The sequence below is a fragment of the Streptomyces sp. NPDC002851 genome (genome assembly GCF_053591935.1).
Genome location: NZ_JBSFUT010000004.1, coordinates 66,064 through 80,937 on the forward strand (window position 1 = coordinate 66,064; position 14,874 = coordinate 80,937).

The window sequence follows — 14,874 nt, forward strand, 5'->3', positions numbered from 1 at the left end:
CTCGGTCTCCAAAGGGTTCGGGTGCGGGACGAAGGAATCAGGAGGAACGGGTGGGTCGCCGACGGAGGGGGAAGACGGAGCGGGAAGAGGCCGGTCGGCGGCGTGAGCGCGAGCGTCCGGCGAGGAACCGGGGCGGCCCGGTGGCGTAGCGGCGCCGGATCCGGTCCGGGTCCACACCGGCGAAGTGGAGCAGCTTCAGGTACTGCATGAAGACGATCATTCGCCAGACACCGTGGGCGACAAGCCGCCGCGCGGAGGCCGTGGACGTCGCGGGCAGAACCGCGAGGCGCCCGCGCCGGGCCAGGCGCCGCGACATCTCCAGGTCCTCCATGATGGGCAGCTCCGGGAACCCGCCGAGCGCGTCGAAGGCGCTGCGCCGTACGAACATCGCCTGGTCGCCGAAGACATGGTGCAGTCGGCGGGCGCGCGCGTTCGACGTGTACGCCAGGTAGTTCAGGCCCGGCGAGCGGCGGTCGAAGCGCAGCGTCAGGCCGCCGCCGACCACCTCCGGGGAGGCGAGGGCGGCCCGGATCTGGCCGAGCGCGGCGGGGTCGATACGGGTATCGGCGTGTACGAACCACAGGACGTCGCCGGTGCAGTGCCGGGCCCCCTCGTTCATCTGGCGCGCGCGGCCGCGCGGCGACTCGACCAACTGGCCGAAGGGCGCGGCCAGTTCACGGGTGGCGTCGGTCGAGCCGCCGTCGACGACCACGAGCTCGCAGTCGGGGAAGTCGCGGCACAGCCGGGCCAGGGCCGCCTGGACGGTGGCTTCCTCGTTGAGGACGGGCACGACGATCGAGACATCCAGCATCCGGTCTCCGTACGCCTTGGTCATGAGCCGAACCGGTACACGAAGCCCGCCGGTGCGAGGGCATCCAGGGTGGGCACGGTCCGCGCGATCAGGTCGGCGAAGATCCGTTTGCTGGCCGCCATCCGGGTCAGGAGCGCGTCGACCGGCTCCGGTTCGGGCGTCACGCCGTTGGCGTGGTCGGTGACGAACCCGACCAGGGCGAGGGGGAGTTCGGCCTCTCCGGCGAGGACCACCTCGGGCCCGGCCGTCTGGCTCACCGCCGTGACGCCGGCCGCGGCCAGGGCGGCGATCTCGGAGCGGGAGTTGAAGCGCGGCCCGTCCACGTGCCCGTACACGCCCCGCTCCACCACCGGCACATCCCCCGCACGCGCCGCCTCGATCAGGCCCCGGCGCAGCGGCTCGCTGAACGGCCGGTCGAAAATCCAGTGGCCGCGGCCCGGCTGCCCGGGTGCGTCGAACCAGGTGCAAGGAGAGCCGTCGGGCAGCCGGTTGGAGGGGAAATGCAGGTCGTCGAAGACGATCAGTGAGCCCGGAGGGGCGGCCGGGTCGAGCGAGCCGCAGACCGTGAGCGCCACCACGCCGTCGACGTCCGCGCCGCGCAGCGCCGCCAGGTTCGCCTTGTGGTCGACCTGGTGGGACAGGCGCTGGTGGCCGGTGCCGTGCCGGGACAGCTGCACGATCTCCGTGTCCTTGAGGCGGCCCTCGGTGACCGGCACCTCTCCGTACCGCGTGGCGATGGTCCGCTGGGCCGCGCCGTCCAGATGGGGCCACTCGTAGCTGCCCGATCCGGTGATCACTCCGATGCGCATGTCTGCTCACTCCCCAGGGTGTTGCGGACGTCGACGATCGGCAGCAGCTTGCGCAGCTCCGCGTTCTCGCCCGGGTCGAGGACGGCGTGCTGCACACACGCCGGTACGAGCGTGCCGCTCGACGGGTGGGCCATGGAGTACTGGCAGGCCGCGAGCCGTTCCTGGGTGGCGCGCACCGCGGGGTCCTCGCTGGTCTCGCCGCGCTGCGTCAACTCCCAGGCCGGGGCGACCTGTTCGGCGTCCATGAACAGGTGCATGATGAAGCTGACCGGGCGTACGCGGAAGCCGTGCCGCAGCAGCCTGCCGAGGCCCGCGCGGCGTACCGCCCGCGTCAGCCACCCGACCGTGACCAAGAGGGTGCGCGGATGCCGCAGGGCGATGCGGGCCAGCTTGGCGGCGAGCAGCGCGGGCGGCGTACCCGTGAAGTTCACCTTGCCGAGATAGCGGAAGAAGGCGTCGCGTACGGCGAGGTCGCGCGGGTCGGAGCCGTCGAGGAACGGGAACCAGCGGTCGCCCAGGTAGAAGCCGTAGGCGGTGCGGTTGCAGCGGACGTCGCCGTTGTGGAAGACGTCGTAGTCGAGGCGGGTGCCCGCGCCACGCTCGATCTCGGCCCACACCGCGTCCGGGGTGGCCTCGCGGTACCGCTCCTTCCAGCGGCGTTCGTCGCCGAGGAAGGCGGCGGGCTGGAAGGAGAACATGCCGTACCCGGCGGCGTGGTTGGCGCGGATCACTCCGGCGACCTCGTCGAGGTTGCCGGGCGTGACGGTCATGTTGTGGGCGAGGAAGTACCGCACTCCGTGCGCGTGCTCGAGACGGGCGAACATCGCGGCGAACCGCCGCCGGTACGGGTCCAACGCCCGCTCGCTGGGCGGGCGTTCGATGCCGCGCCGCCCGTACATGAACTTGTCGAAGTGCGCGGCGAAGGACAGCCGGTCGAAGCGTCTCTTTCCGTCCGGGCCGAGGGCGAGCCGCTTCAGGTACGTGTAGTCGAAGTCGCCGTGCGTGAAGCTCATGGGCTCGCGGCCGTGCTCACGCATGACGGCGAGGGCGGCGGCGTGGTCGTCGGGCGGCAGCAGGCTGACCTCGCCGCCGATCAGCTGGGTGTGCGCCCGCGGCCCGCGCAGCCGCCGGAACAGTCCCATTTGGGCGGTGACTTGCTCGCGGGTGTGGGTGCCGTCGACGCGTACCTGGTTGGCGTCGCGGGAGTGGTAGCAGGGCGTGCACTTGAGGTTGCACCGGGGGAACACGCCGTGCGTGCCCTCGCAGCCCACCCCGTGCCGGCCGATGACCTGTCCCGGCGTCCGCGCGGCCTGCGGCAGTTCGGCCCAGCGGCGCTCCATCGCCTCGGTGAATTCCGCGTCGTAGGGGCGGCTGGCGCGTTCCAAGGCACGCAGTCGTGCCACGAGTCCCATCAGTGTGCGTCCTGCTTTCTGCCTGTGGTCGGGTCCGTCATGGCCGCACTCTCCTGCGCAGCCCGAGCAGCGCTCCCGTGGCCGTGCGGCCCCGGAAGAGGCGGGCGTGGACGTCGCTGAGCGCGGCGTGCCAGGGCCCGTCCGCGTACGTCGGGTACGGGTGCACGGTCCTGGCGTACTGGGACGGCGTCCAGCCGAGCCGTACGGCCGTGGCCAGGTGGGCGATGGTCTCCCCGGCACGCGGGGCGGCCACGGTGGCGCCCACGATCCTTCCGCGCGGGTCGAGGACGAGGCTGGTGAAGCCCTCGGTACGGCCGTCGGTGACCGCACGGTCCACCCGGTCGTGGTCAAGGGAGCGCACCCGCACCGTGTCGCCGTACCGCGTGCGCGCCTCGGCGGCCGTGAGACCGACCCGGGCGATCTCGGGATCGGTGAAGGTCACCCAGGGCACCGCGCCGTAGGCGATCGGGCGGCGCACCCCGAGCAGCGCTTCGACGGCCGCGGCCGCGCCCTGGGTGCCGCCCAGGTGCGTGAAGGCGGACTTTCCGGTCACGTCCCCGGCCGCGTAGATGCGGGAGTTGGTGGTACGCAGCCGGGCGTCGGTCTCGATCTGCCCGCGCTCGCCCAGACGTACCCCGGCGGCCTCCAGGCCGAGCCCGGCGGTGTTGGCGCGCCGTCCGGTGACGGCGAGCAGCCGGTCGTACGGGACGGGGCCGCCCGGACCGTGCAGCGCGCCGTCGGCGATCCTCTCGGCGCGGTGGCCGGTCAGGACCGTGACGCCTTCGGCCTCCAGGCGCTCCTCGAGCAGTTGCGAGGCGCGCGGCTCCTCGCCCGGAAGCAGCCGCTCCAACGCCTCCACGAGCGTGACCCGCGAGCCGAGCCGCGCGAACGCCTGCCCCAGCTCGCAGCCGACCGGGCCGCCGCCGAGCACCACCAACCGGTCCGGCAGCTCGGCGAGTTGCCAGACGGTGTCGCTGGTCAGCGGGTCGGCCTCGGCAAGACCCGGCACCGGCGCCAGGGACGGCGAAGAACCGGTGGCCACCAGGGCGTACCGGAAGCCGACCTCCCGTTCCCCGGCGCGCAGACCGCGGGGCCCGGTGAACACCGCCGGACCGTAGGCCACTTCGACGCCCAGCGGGGCCAGAGAATCGGCCGAGTCGTGCGGTTCGATCGCCGCGATCGCGCCCTTGACGTGCGCCATCACCGCCGACAAGTCGACCGGGCCGTCGGCCGTCGGCAGACCGTACGCGCCGACGCGGCGCGCGGCGTGCACCTCGGACGCCACGTGGAGGAGGGCCTTGCTCGGCACGCACCCCGTCCACAGACAGTCACCGCCGAGCCGGTCCCGCTCGACGAGCAGCGTGCGGGCGCCGAGCCGCCCGGCCGTGCGGGCCGCGGTCAGACCGGCGCTGCCGCCGCCGATGACCACGAGGTCGTATCCGCTGTCTGTGCTCATGGGTGACGGTCCTTCTCCGGCTCTCTCGGTCTGAAGGGAACCCGCCGCGAGGGCAGCGCCCTTCCCTTCGCGCCCAGTTTTTCCCCGGCGGCTCCGTGAACCGGCTCTCGCGGCCCCGGGTCGGCGTGTCCTGTACGGAATGCCACGGGGAGCGAACAGGGTTTCCGGCAGGGTGCGCAGAGCATGACGCCAGACTCGGCGGAACCAGGCGTACGGAGTTACAGGGAGGCGCGATGGACGAATGGGACTGGCAGCGCTACGTCACCGCCTACCACGACTCCCGGCCCGGCATCACGGAACGGCTCTTCCGCCTCGCCGATGCCTCTCCGTACGCATGGTTGACCGACGCGCTTCCCGCCGAACCGGGCTTCGTGCTCGATCTGGCCTGCGGTTCGGCGCCCACGCGCGAGCTGCTGCCGCGCGCTCGCTGGCTCGGCGTGGACTCCTCGGCGGGTGAGCTGGCCGCGGCGGCCCTGGCCGGTCGTACTCCGCTGGTGCGGGCGCGTGCCGATGCGCTGCCCGTGCCTTCGGCGACCGTCGACACCGTATGCGCCGCCATGTGCCTGCCCGTTCTCACCCCGCTGCCCGGTGTGCTCGGCGAACTGCGGCGCGTGCTGCGGCCGGGCGGCACGCTCGCGGCCCTGGTGCCCGCTCAGTCGGGGCTCTCCGCCGCCGGGATCCTCGGCTGGGCCCGAGTGATGGGCGCCCTGCGCACCGTGCGCCAGCCCTGGCCCAACCCCCGCGCCCGCGACCACCTCGCCGGGCTGCTGCGGGAGGCGGGCTTCCGGGTGCACTCCGACGAGCGCCGGGTCTTCACCCTCGCCCTCGAATCGGCGGAGGCGGCCGCCCTGCTGGCCGACGCGCTCTATCTGCCCGGACTCACGGCCCGCCGCGCGACGGCCGCCCGCCGCTCGCTGGCCCGCTGGGCCCGCCCCGGACGGCGCCTGGAGCTGCCGCTGCGCCGCGTCGTGGCCGAACTTCCCCCCTCGTACGGTCGGCAGGAGGCGACATGAATACGCATACGGTCCCGGTCGAGCAAGCGGTCAAGGACTACTACGGCAGGGTGCTCGCCTCGACCGAGGACCTGAAGACCAGTGCGTGCTGCACGGCCACCGCTCCGCCGCCACCCCGGTCACGCTCGATGACCCGGAGATCGAGCGGAAGATCGGCTTCGCGCACTTCACGTCCCGTACCGTCCGCGCCTTCAAGCTCCCCTTGGAGGACCGCTGCGAGGACTACGGCCAGGTCGCCGTCTACCGCGGCGGCATCCCCGAGCAGCCGCACGCCTTCGATCTGGACGACCACCACCGCTTCCGCACCGGCAAGCCGATGCTGGTCTGCGGCAACACCGCCGACATGCTCCAACACACCCGCTACGCACCCCACTTCACGGTCACGGGCGACAAGTCCACGCACTTCGGCCTGTTTCCGTGCACCCCTGCCGACCCGGCCGCCGGAGGCGAGAGCGGTACGGCATCCGCCTGCTGCTGGATGAATCGGCAGGCGAGCGCCCGGACGCCTAAGGGATGCGGGAGCAGCAGGTGAGGGCGGTGGCGTTGGTCGCGGCCAGGGAGCGGGCCAGGACGATCAGGTCGGCCACGCGCGGGTCGCCGACGGAGTAGCGCAGTTTGCGGCCGTCGCGGCGGGCGACCACGTAGCCGCAGTCGGCGAGGCAGGACAGATGCACCGACACGCGTGGCTGCGAGATACCGGCGTGCGCCACGCACTCGGCCGCGGTGCGCTCTGCGGCCAGGATGAACTCGAGGAGCTTCAAGCGCGTCGGGTCGGACAGGGCACGGAAGAACCGGGCCGTGGCGTCCAGGTGCGTGCACGGGGCCGCCGCGACTTCGGGTGCTGCGGGGGTGGTGGGTGCGTGGGGCACGAGATGCCTCCTTTCCTTGGCGCTATTCGCCTATCCGAATAGTATGGACGTGTTGAGTTATTCGGCAAGGCGTATAGAAGTCGTATAGGAATCGGTCCCGCTCCGGGGCCCAGGAGACCGGAGGCGCACGCGTGACCAGGACGGAATCCGGCTTCGACCTCGCCGTCATCGGCTCGGGCTCGGCGGCCTTCGCCGCCGCCATCGCCGCGGCCAAGGAGGACAAGCGGGTCGTGATGGTGGAGCGCGACACCGTCGGCGGCACCTGCGTGAACGTCGGCTGTGTGCCCTCCAAGGCGCTCCTCGCCGCCGCCGACGCCCGGCACACCGCGGCCACGGCCGGACGCTTCCCGGGCCTGACGGCGCCCGACGTACCGGTGGGCTTTGCGGACCTGATCGGTGGCAAGGACGCCCTCGTCGAGCGGCTGCGCGGCGAGAAGTACCTTGAGCTCGCGGCCGGTTACGGCTTCGAGCTCGGGTACGGCACCGCCGCCTTCACCGGCGACACCGAGACCCCGGCCCTGCACGTCGCGCTGCACGACGGCGGTACGCGGCGGATCGAGGCCGCCCACTACCTGATCGCCACCGGATCCGTACCGTGGGCGCCCCCGGTCGACGGCCTGGACGAGGCCGGTTACCTGACCTCGACCACGGCCATGGAGCTCGCCGCGCTACCGGAGTCGATGATCGTGATCGGCGGCAACGCCGTCGGCCTGGAACAGGCCCAGCTCTTCGCCCGCCTCGGCACCACCGTCACCGTGATCGAGGCGCTGGAGCGGCTCGCTCCGTTCGAGGAACCGGAAGTCTCCGCCGCCATCGAGGAGGTCTTCCGGGACGAGGGCATCGCCGTGCACACCGGCGCCACCGTCCTCCGCGTCAGCGGCGGACCGGACGGGACAGCCGTCACCGTGCGCACCGCGGAGAGCGATGCCGGGACCGAGCTGCGTGCCGAGCGGCTGCTGCTCGCGACCGGCCGCCGCCCCGCCACCGCCGGTCTGGGTCTGGAGCGGGTCGGCGTGCGGACCGGCCCCCGGGGCGAGGTGGTCGTGGACGAATATCTGCGCACCAGCAACCCCCGGATCTGGGCCGCGGGCGACGTCACCGGAGGCCCGCAGTTCGTGTACGTGGCCGCCGCCCACGGCACCCTGGCCGCCGACAACGCCCTCGCGGACGCGGGCCGCACCCTGGACTACACCGCCCTGCCCCGGGTCACCTTCACCAGCCCGGCCATCGCCGCCGTCGGCATGACCGACGCCCAGGCGATCGAGTCCGGGCTGCGCTGCGACTGCCGCACCCTGGATCTGGCGTACGTGCCGCGGGCGCTCGCCAACCGGGACACCCGTGGCCTGATCAAGCTCGTGGCCGAGGCGGGCACCGGCCGCCTGCTCGGCGTGCACGCGGTCGCCGAGGGCGCCGGTGACCTGATCACCGCCGCCACGTACGCGATCACCGCGGGCCTGACCGTCGAGCAGCTCGCCCGCACGTGGGCCCCGTACCTGACCATGACCGAGGCCCTGAAGCTCGCCGCCCAGACCTATACGGCGGACGTGGCGAAGCTGTCCTGCTGCGCCAGCTGAGAGAGGGGAGTGACGTTCATGCCCAGGGAACGGACCCGTACGACCATGACCGTCGGACAACTGTCCCGCCGTCCCGCCGTACCGGCGTACCGATCAAGAACCTGCGCCAGTCAAGGCTTGACCCTCACCCCGGGAGCAGACCCTACGGTCGCACGCATCGGACCATCGGACCCACCGACCCGGAAGGAGTCCGCCGTGAACACCGAAACCCGGCAGTTCGCCACCCGCTTGCTCGAAGCGGTCAGGCGCGCTCCCGGCGTCAACTTCCCGCTGCTTCGCCCCGTGCAGAACCTCCTCGTGACCGGCGAGCCGGTCACCATCGCCCGGCTCGCCGCGGAGGCCGGACGGACCGAAGCAGAGATCCGCGCCGCGCTGGCGGCGATGCCGGACGCCGAGTACGACGCCGAGGGCCGCATCATCGGCCTCGGCCTGACCTTCAACCCCACCCCGCACCGCTACGAGACCAACGGCCGCACCTTCTACACCTGGTGCGCCCTCGACACCCTGGTCTTCCCCGCCATCCTCGGCCGGGACGCGAAGGTGACCTCTCCCTGCCGCGCGACCGGGGAGCCGGTACGCCTGACCGCGACCCCGGACGGCCCCACCGGCTTGGCGCCCGCCACGGCCGTGGTCTCCCTGGTCGCCCCTGACGCGTCGGCCTCGGTGCGTACCTCGTTCTGCGACCAGAGCCATTTCTTCATCAGCGCGGAGGCCGCGAAGGACTGGCTCACCGAGCATCCGGACGCGCGCGTCCTGCCGGTGGCCGAGGCGTACCAGGCCGCGCGGCCCCTGCTCGACCTGGTCCTCGCGGACAGCACCCCTGAGGGCCGAGCCCAGCGGTAGTCCGGATCAGGGCGCGATGGAAATCCGCCCCGGATCCACCGGGTTCCCTCAAGGGGCGACCCGAGGAGTGCCTCATGGGTGAGCAGCGGACGTACAACAGGCGACAGATGCTCAAGGGTGCCGGGGTGGTGGCCGCGCTCGTGGGGCTCGGGACCGGCGGCGGGTACGTCGCCTGGGACGCCCTCAGCGGTCCGGAGCGGCCGCCCGCGGTGGAGGCGCCACAGACTCCCGGTCCGGCGTCCCTCGAGCGGCTCGCCGCGAGCGTCGTCTCCGGCGGACCGGGCAAGGACGGGATTCCGTCGATCGACGAGCCGAAGTTCGTCAAGGCGGGCCAGGCGGACTTCCTCGACGACGACGAACCCGTCTTCGGCCTCGCGCACAAGGGCGGGTTCCGCGCCTATCCGCAGCAGGTGCTCGTCTGGCACGAGATCGTCAACGACCGGGTGGACGGCCGGCGCTGGCTGTCACCTACTGCCCGCTCACCGGCACCGCCATCGCCTTCACCGGACCGCCGGACGGCGCGCAGCTCACCTTCGGCACCACCGGCAGCCTCGTCAACTCCAACCTCGTGATGTACGACCGGGAGACGGATTCGACCTGGCCACAGCTCACCGGCGTCGCGATCACCGGCGAGCGGAAGGGCCAGAAGCTCGGCACGCGGCCACTGCAGTGGACGACGTGGGGCGAGTGGCGCACGGCCCACCCCGGCACCGAGGTGCTCTCGACCGACACCGGCCATCTGCGCGACTACGGCACCGACCCCTACGGCTCCTATACGGGTGACTCGGGCTACTACCAGGAGGGCGGCCCCGTCTTCCCGGTGCTCGCCCGCGACGCGAAGGCCCGGTTCGCCGACAAGGACGTGGTGGTCGGCGTCCGCGTGGGGGACCAGCGGACCGCCGTGGACAAGGAACGGATCGAGCGCGAGGGGCGGGTGCGCTTCGAGGCGGGCGGTGCCACGGTCGTCGCCGAGTGGGACGAACGGCTCGGCACCGCACGCGTCACCGCCGACGGCAAGCCCGCCGAGGCCTTCGACGCCATGTGGTTCGCCTGGTACGCCTTCCACCCGGACACCGAGGTCCTGCGATGAACCGCGCGGTGGCCGCACTGGCCCGGGCCGGAGACGTGTGGGACGCGGTGACGGCCACGCCCGCGCGCGTTCGCCTTGCACTGCGTGACTCCCGTCGCCGTCTCGTGGCACTCGCGGTGGTGGCCGTACTGCTCGGGCTCTACCTGACCGCCATTGGGGATGTGGTCTTCGGGGCGCACGGCCGCTGGGCGGGTCAGTTCGCCGGGTGGGAGCGGGCCTTCGAGACGCGCGCGCCCTATCTGTTCGAGCCCGTCGCGGCGGTCCGCACACCGGTCGCCGTGCTGTTCGTCAGCCCGGTCAACGTGCTGCTCGGCGCCGTCGTCGCCGGTCTCGCCGCCTGCACCGTGGCCGTCGCCCTGGCCACGCGCGACGAGGCCGTGTGCCCGGTGCCGGTACGCCGTCGGGGGCGCGGCTTCGGCGGGCTGCTCGGCGCGCTGCCCGCGCTGCTGCTCGGGTTCGCCTGCTGCGTCCCGGCGTTCCTGCTCGCCCTGGGAACCGGCACGGCCGCCGCCGTCCTGCCCTTCGTCACCCCGCTGCGGCCCGTCTTCTATCCACTGAGCTTGCTGCTCCTGAGCACCGCCCTGGTGTGGGGCGCACGGCGGCTACGGAGCTGACGCAGGACGGGTGGGGCCCGCGCGCGTCCCGCGCACGCCGGGACCCGCACCCACGCCTCTCGCGGCGCGGCGTGACGCCGAGGGCAGGGCATTAGCCTGACCCCAAAGGCGTCATAGATCCCAGGAGGCCCCGGTATGTCCGACTGGCGTGGGCGCGCGGCACGCGCAAGCAAGCACCGTACGAGCAAGCAGTCGATCCGCCGCACGCCCAGCGCACCCGAGCCCGGCGGTGCACCGGCGGCCGCGCCCGAGCACGCGATGGACCCGCGTCGCGCCGAGGAGGAAGCCCCTGAACCCGCCGGGGTGTCCCTGGAACGCAGCGTGGTGGATGCCGCCCTGTACCGGAACGGGCATCGGCTCGCGTCGCCCACCTCGTTGTCCGACATCTACCGGCGGCTGCCCGGCGAGCACGGCACCATGGCCTGGATCGGCCTGTACCGCCCCGCCGAGGCCCAACTCCACGCCGCCGCCGAACGGTTCGACCTGCACGAGCTGGCCGTCGAGGACGCCATCGTCGCCCACCAGCGACCCAAACTCGAACGCTACGGCGACACCCTGTTCGTCGTCCTCAAAGCGGCCCGCTACCTGGACGAGACCGAAGAGGTCGACTTCGGGGAGATCCACCTGTTCATCGGCCCCGACTTCGTGCTGACCGTGCGCCACTCCCAGGCCCCCGACCTGCGCGCGGTACGCCACCGCCTGGAGCAGGACCCCGAGCTGCTCGCCCTCGGTCCCGAAGCGGTGTTGTACGCGATCCTCGACGCGGTCGTCGACAGCTATGCCCCGGTCATCGCCGGGCTCCAGAACGACATCGACGAGATCGAGACCGAGGTCTTCAGCATGGACCCCGCCGTCTCCCGCCGCATCTACGAACTGTCCCGCGAGGTCATCGAGTTCCAGCGCGCGGCCCGCCCGCTGCTGACGATCATGCGGGACCTGGAGGCCGGATTCGACAAGTACGGCACCGACGAGGAACTCCGCCGCTACCTGCGCGACGTGGCCGACCACGCCACCACCGTCGCCGAACGCGTCGACGGCTTCCGCCAGATGCTGGACAGCATCCTCACCGTCAACTCCACCCTCGTCTCCCAGGCCCAGAACGAGAAGACGCGACAGCTCGCCGAGGCCGCCAACGCCCAGAACGACGAGATCAAGAAGATCTCCGCCTGGGCCGCCATCCTCTTCGCCCCCACCCTGATCGGCACGATCTACGGCATGAACTTCGTCCACATGCCCGAGCTCGCCTGGATCCTCGGCTACCCGTTCTCCATCGCCCTGATGGCCCTCGTCTGCGTCAGCCTCTACCTCGCCTTCAAACGCCGCAACTGGCTCTGACCCGCCAACAACCGCGCGTCGAGCGAGTAGGCCCCGGCGCCGACCAGGAACAGAAAGAGGCTCCCGCACAGCTGAGCCAGATCGGTGCGGGACTCGTGGATGAAGTCCCACCACCCGGACTCGCCCTCGAACAGCGGGGCTTCGCCCCACAGGATCGGCAGTTTCGTGATGAGCAGCGCGCCGAGCATGTTCACGATCATGGGGACGGCGGCGAGCCGGGTGAACAGTCCGGCCAGGAGCAGCAGACCACAGACGATCTCGAACACCCCGTCCAGGGGCGCGAAGAAGCCAGGAGCCGGAATACCGGCCTTGTCGAACCGGCCGGTGCCGAGCTCGTCGGGGTAGAGGAACTTCTGGATGCCCTCGAAGAGGAAGACCGCCCCGACGTAGAGGCGGATCAGAACGACCGCGGAGGGTGCGCTGGTCGCGGCCGGTCGGGACGGCCAGGCGCTGAGCAGGGTCATACGGCGATGCCTCGCTGTCTTCGGAGACGTATCGGGTGGCGATAGCGTCTCGTGTGTTTCCGGGTTTCCCAGCGCAGGCGCCTCCGGTTCGAGCACATTGAGTGCATGACCGGTTACGAGGACAGGGTGCCCGGCTATCTCACCTTCCGGGTCGCCCCGCAGGAGGGACCCATCGCGGCCTTCGCCGAGCAGGAGGCGTGGCAGGCGCGGGAGCGTTATCCGAATCTGATGGGGGTCGGGCTTGCGGAGTACTTCCACGCGAGGGAACTCGACGCCGGGGGCTGGGAGTTGTCCGAGTACGGCAACGACACACCGCAGGCCGCCCGGGACACCTTGGGGTCGTATTTCCGCAAGCGCGCCAAGGGGGCCGAGGACGCCGGTGACGCCAAGGCCCGGAAGAAGTGGATGGCGGCGGCGTTGCGGATGGACCGGGAGGTCGTCGACGAACTCCGGGTGTGCGGCGAGCGGCTCCGGATCGTGCGCGCCGCGCGCTTCATTCGCATGGGCCGCAGTGGTCCGGAGCCGCCGCGTCCCTCCGACCCGGACCCTGGGGAGGTCGGCGAGGCGTACCAAGTGCCCTCCCGGACCAAGGGTTTCGTCGTCGACCCGTACGTCAGCACCGGGCTGTCCGACGGCCTGCTGAAGCTGGACCTCGTACGGTTCATCGGAACCTCTCCCGACATGGGCGCGGAGATGCGGGAGGACGCGCTGCGTGCCGTCGAGAGGTACCCGGGTGGTGTGCTGCTGCCCGCCGAATTCATGGTGTCCGAGCGGGTGGACGGCCGCTGGAAGGCACACGACCCGGGGGCCACGTCCGCCACGCCGCAGGGGGCCCGGGACAGTCTGGCCGGGTGGTTGCGGGTCATGGGCCCGTTCACGTTGCAGCTCTCGAAGGCGGAGCGGGCGGAGTACGCGCGAGCGGCCGACGATCTGGACGCGAAGCGCGGCAACAGTCTGAGTGTGGGCGGGCGCCGGTTCCGGATCACCCGGGTCGAGCGGCTGATCCGGGTCGGCCCCGACGGCCCGGAGGGCCCACGTCCCAGTGACTTCGATCCGGAACCTCCCGTCGAGGTCCAGACGCGGCAGCTCAAAGAGCAGGGTCTGTGGAAGAAAGAGGACGAGCCGCTCGAACTCGACGAGCGAACCCTTGAGTTGAAGGAGTTGTGGGAGCAGGAGGAGGCACGTCGGGCGGCGGCCAAGGAGCGCAGGGCGAACGAGAAGCGGCGGCGGAGCTGAACTCGCCCCGCGCCTCGCCTCGCCCCGTCCCGTCCCGCCATCGGCCCCGCCCCGGGCCTCACCCCGCCCCGGGTCTTCCGGATTCTTGGAACACGTTCTACTGTGTGCGCCGCCGCAGGACCGTGGACCGTCCGAAGCCGCCTGGAGGGGTCGTGCACCTCGAATACACGCCCGAGCAGCAGCAGTTGCGCGCCGAGCTGCGTGCGTACTTCGCCGAACTGGTGCCGGACCATGCCCACGCCCGCTACGACGACCCCGGCGAGCAGAAGCGGTTCTACCGCGAGACGATCCGGCGGCTCGGCGCCGACGGCTGGCTGGGGGTGGGGTGGCCGGAGGAGTACGGGGGCCGGGGCCTGACGCCCATGGAGCAGTTCATCTTCTTCGACGAGGCCGCCCAGGCCGGGGTGCCGCTGCCACTGATGGCCCTCAACACCGTCGGCCCGACGCTGATGCAGTTCGGCACCGACGAGCAGAAGGCGTACTTCCTGCCGCGGATCCTCTCCGGCGAGATCGACTTCGCCATCGGCTACAGCGAGCCGGACGCCGGTACCGACCTCGCCGCCCTGAAGACCAGGGCCGTACGCGACGGGGACGAGGCCACCGGCCACTACACGGTCAACGGGCAGAAGATCTGGACCACCAACGGCGACACCGCCGACTGGGTCTGGCTCGCCGTCCGCACCGATCCGGAGGCCCCGCCGCACAAGGGCATCACCATGCTCCTCGTGCCGACCTCCGAGCCCGGCTACTCCTGCACCGTGATCAACACCCTCGCCTCGCACGACACCACGGCCAGCTACTACGAGAACATCCGGGTGCCGGTCAGCCGCCGCGTCGGCGAGGAGAACAAGGGCTGGCGCCTGATCACCAACCAGCTCAACCACGAGCGGGTCACCCTCGCCGCCCACGGCACCATGGCGATCCGCGCCCTGCACGACGTCCAGCGCTGGGCCGCGCAGACCAAGCTCGCCGACGGCCGTCGCGTCCTCGACCTCGGCTGGGTCAAACAGCGCCTCGCCCGCACCCACGCCAGGCTCGACGCGATGAAACTGCTCAACTGGCAGATGGTGCACGCCGTCCAGGACGGCACCCTCACCCCGCAGGACGCCTCCGCCGTCAAGGTGTACGGCTCCGAGGCGCGCCGCGACGCGTACGCCTGGCTGATGGAGGTGGCCGGGGCCGCCGGGCCGCTCAAGGAGGGCTCCGCCGGAGCGGTGCTCCACGGCGAACTCGAGCGCGGCTACCGCTCCGCCGTGATCTTCACCTTCGGTGGCGGCAACAACGAGATCCAGCGCGAAATCATCTCCTGGATCGGCCTGGGTATGCCGCGCGTACGGCGTTAACGTGC

General features: G+C 71.7%; 14 protein-coding genes and 1 pseudogene. 9 read left to right on the top strand and 6 right to left on the bottom strand.

Annotated features, from left to right (window positions below):
• Window positions 1–37 precede the first annotated feature (37 nt).
• Genes ACWD10_RS05650 through ACWD10_RS05665 form a run of 4 tightly spaced genes read right to left on the bottom strand, consistent with a single transcriptional unit; the run spans window position 38 to window position 4,488 of the window.
• Window positions 38–835 (bottom strand): TIGR04283 family arsenosugar biosynthesis glycosyltransferase, encoded by a 798-nt coding sequence (locus ACWD10_RS05650; protein ID WP_451087352.1) that lies wholly within the window; start codon window positions 833–835, stop codon window positions 38–40.
• On the bottom strand, window positions 832–1,620 hold the full coding sequence (locus ACWD10_RS05655) for an MTAP family purine nucleoside phosphorylase (protein WP_451087354.1): 789 nt from the start codon (window positions 1,618–1,620) through the stop codon (window positions 832–834). Before ACWD10_RS05655 ends, ACWD10_RS05650 begins: the two co-directional genes overlap by 4 nt.
• Window positions 1,605–3,032 carry a radical SAM domain-containing protein gene (locus ACWD10_RS05660; RefSeq protein WP_451087356.1) on the bottom strand — a complete coding sequence of 476 codons (1,428 nt, stop codon included), beginning with the start codon at window positions 3,030–3,032 and terminating at the stop codon, window positions 1,605–1,607. The genes ACWD10_RS05655 and ACWD10_RS05660 overlap by 16 nt, the downstream gene beginning before the upstream one ends.
• A 37-nt stretch (window positions 3,033–3,069) precedes the next feature.
• Window positions 3,070–4,488, bottom strand: coding sequence for a dihydrolipoyl dehydrogenase family protein (locus ACWD10_RS05665; protein ID WP_451087358.1), 1,419 nt, complete (start codon window positions 4,486–4,488; stop codon window positions 3,070–3,072).
• A 233-nt stretch (window positions 4,489–4,721) separates the two neighbouring features.
• On the opposite strand from ACWD10_RS05665, the gene ACWD10_RS05670 reads away from it, so the two are divergent.
• Together ACWD10_RS05670 and ACWD10_RS05675 are read left to right on the top strand one after the other, a co-directional pair.
• Window positions 4,722–5,501 carry a class I SAM-dependent methyltransferase gene (locus tag ACWD10_RS05670; protein WP_451087360.1) on the top strand — a complete coding sequence of 260 codons (780 nt, stop codon included), beginning with the start codon at window positions 4,722–4,724 and terminating at the stop codon, window positions 5,499–5,501.
• An 85-nt stretch (window positions 5,502–5,586) separates the two neighbouring features.
• Entirely contained in the window at window positions 5,587–6,033 is a 447-nt protein-coding gene (locus ACWD10_RS05675; protein WP_451087362.1) for a hypothetical protein, read from the top strand.
• Here the strand turns inward: ACWD10_RS05675 and ACWD10_RS05680 are convergent.
• The gene (locus ACWD10_RS05680; RefSeq protein WP_451087364.1) at window positions 6,008–6,370 is read right to left on the bottom strand and encodes an ArsR/SmtB family transcription factor; all 363 of its coding nucleotides are present in this window, start codon (window positions 6,368–6,370) and stop codon (window positions 6,008–6,010) included. The genes ACWD10_RS05675 and ACWD10_RS05680 overlap by 26 nt on opposite strands.
• Before the next feature lie 131 nt (window positions 6,371–6,501).
• On the opposite strand from ACWD10_RS05680, the gene merA reads away from it, so the two are divergent.
• The 5 genes and pseudogenes from merA to ACWD10_RS05705 all read left to right on the top strand — a co-directional run bounded on the left by merA (window position 6,502) and on the right by ACWD10_RS05705 (window position 11,826).
• The gene (gene merA, locus ACWD10_RS05685) at window positions 6,502–7,944 is read left to right on the top strand and encodes a mercury(II) reductase (protein WP_451087366.1); all 1,443 of its coding nucleotides are present in this window, start codon (window positions 6,502–6,504) and stop codon (window positions 7,942–7,944) included.
• Between the two features lie 195 nt (window positions 7,945–8,139).
• On the top strand, window positions 8,140–8,787 hold the full coding sequence (gene merB / locus ACWD10_RS05690; protein WP_451087368.1) for an organomercurial lyase MerB: 648 nt from the start codon (window positions 8,140–8,142) through the stop codon (window positions 8,785–8,787).
• Window positions 8,788–8,894: 107 nt separating this feature from the next.
• A pseudogene (locus ACWD10_RS05695) lies at window positions 8,895–9,877 on the top strand (DUF3179 domain-containing protein).
• Complete coding sequence (locus ACWD10_RS05700; RefSeq protein WP_451087370.1) at window positions 9,874–10,491, top strand: hypothetical protein; 618 nt, start codon at window positions 9,874–9,876, stop codon at window positions 10,489–10,491. The pseudogene ACWD10_RS05695 and the gene ACWD10_RS05700 overlap by 4 nt, the downstream one beginning before the upstream one ends.
• A 135-nt stretch (window positions 10,492–10,626) precedes the next feature.
• Window positions 10,627–11,826, top strand: a complete 1,200-nt coding sequence (locus ACWD10_RS05705; RefSeq protein WP_451087372.1) for a magnesium and cobalt transport protein CorA — start codon at window positions 10,627–10,629, stop codon at window positions 11,824–11,826.
• Here ACWD10_RS05705 and ACWD10_RS05710 read toward each other — a convergent pair.
• On the bottom strand, window positions 11,793–12,290 hold the full coding sequence (locus tag ACWD10_RS05710) for a DoxX family protein (RefSeq protein ID WP_451087374.1): 498 nt from the start codon (window positions 12,288–12,290) through the stop codon (window positions 11,793–11,795). The genes ACWD10_RS05705 and ACWD10_RS05710 overlap by 34 nt on opposite strands.
• A gap of 105 nt (window positions 12,291–12,395) precedes the next feature.
• On the opposite strand from ACWD10_RS05710, the gene ACWD10_RS05715 reads away from it, so the two are divergent.
• Together ACWD10_RS05715 and ACWD10_RS05720 are read left to right on the top strand one after the other, a co-directional pair.
• On the top strand, window positions 12,396–13,526 hold the full coding sequence (locus ACWD10_RS05715; RefSeq protein WP_451087376.1) for a DUF5954 family protein: 1,131 nt from the start codon (window positions 12,396–12,398) through the stop codon (window positions 13,524–13,526).
• 152 nt (window positions 13,527–13,678) lie between these two features.
• Window positions 13,679–14,869: an acyl-CoA dehydrogenase family protein gene (locus ACWD10_RS05720; RefSeq protein ID WP_451087378.1), complete on the top strand. Its 1,191-nt coding sequence runs from the start codon at window positions 13,679–13,681 to the stop codon at window positions 14,867–14,869.
• The last annotated feature ends 5 nt before the right edge of the window (window positions 14,870–14,874 follow it).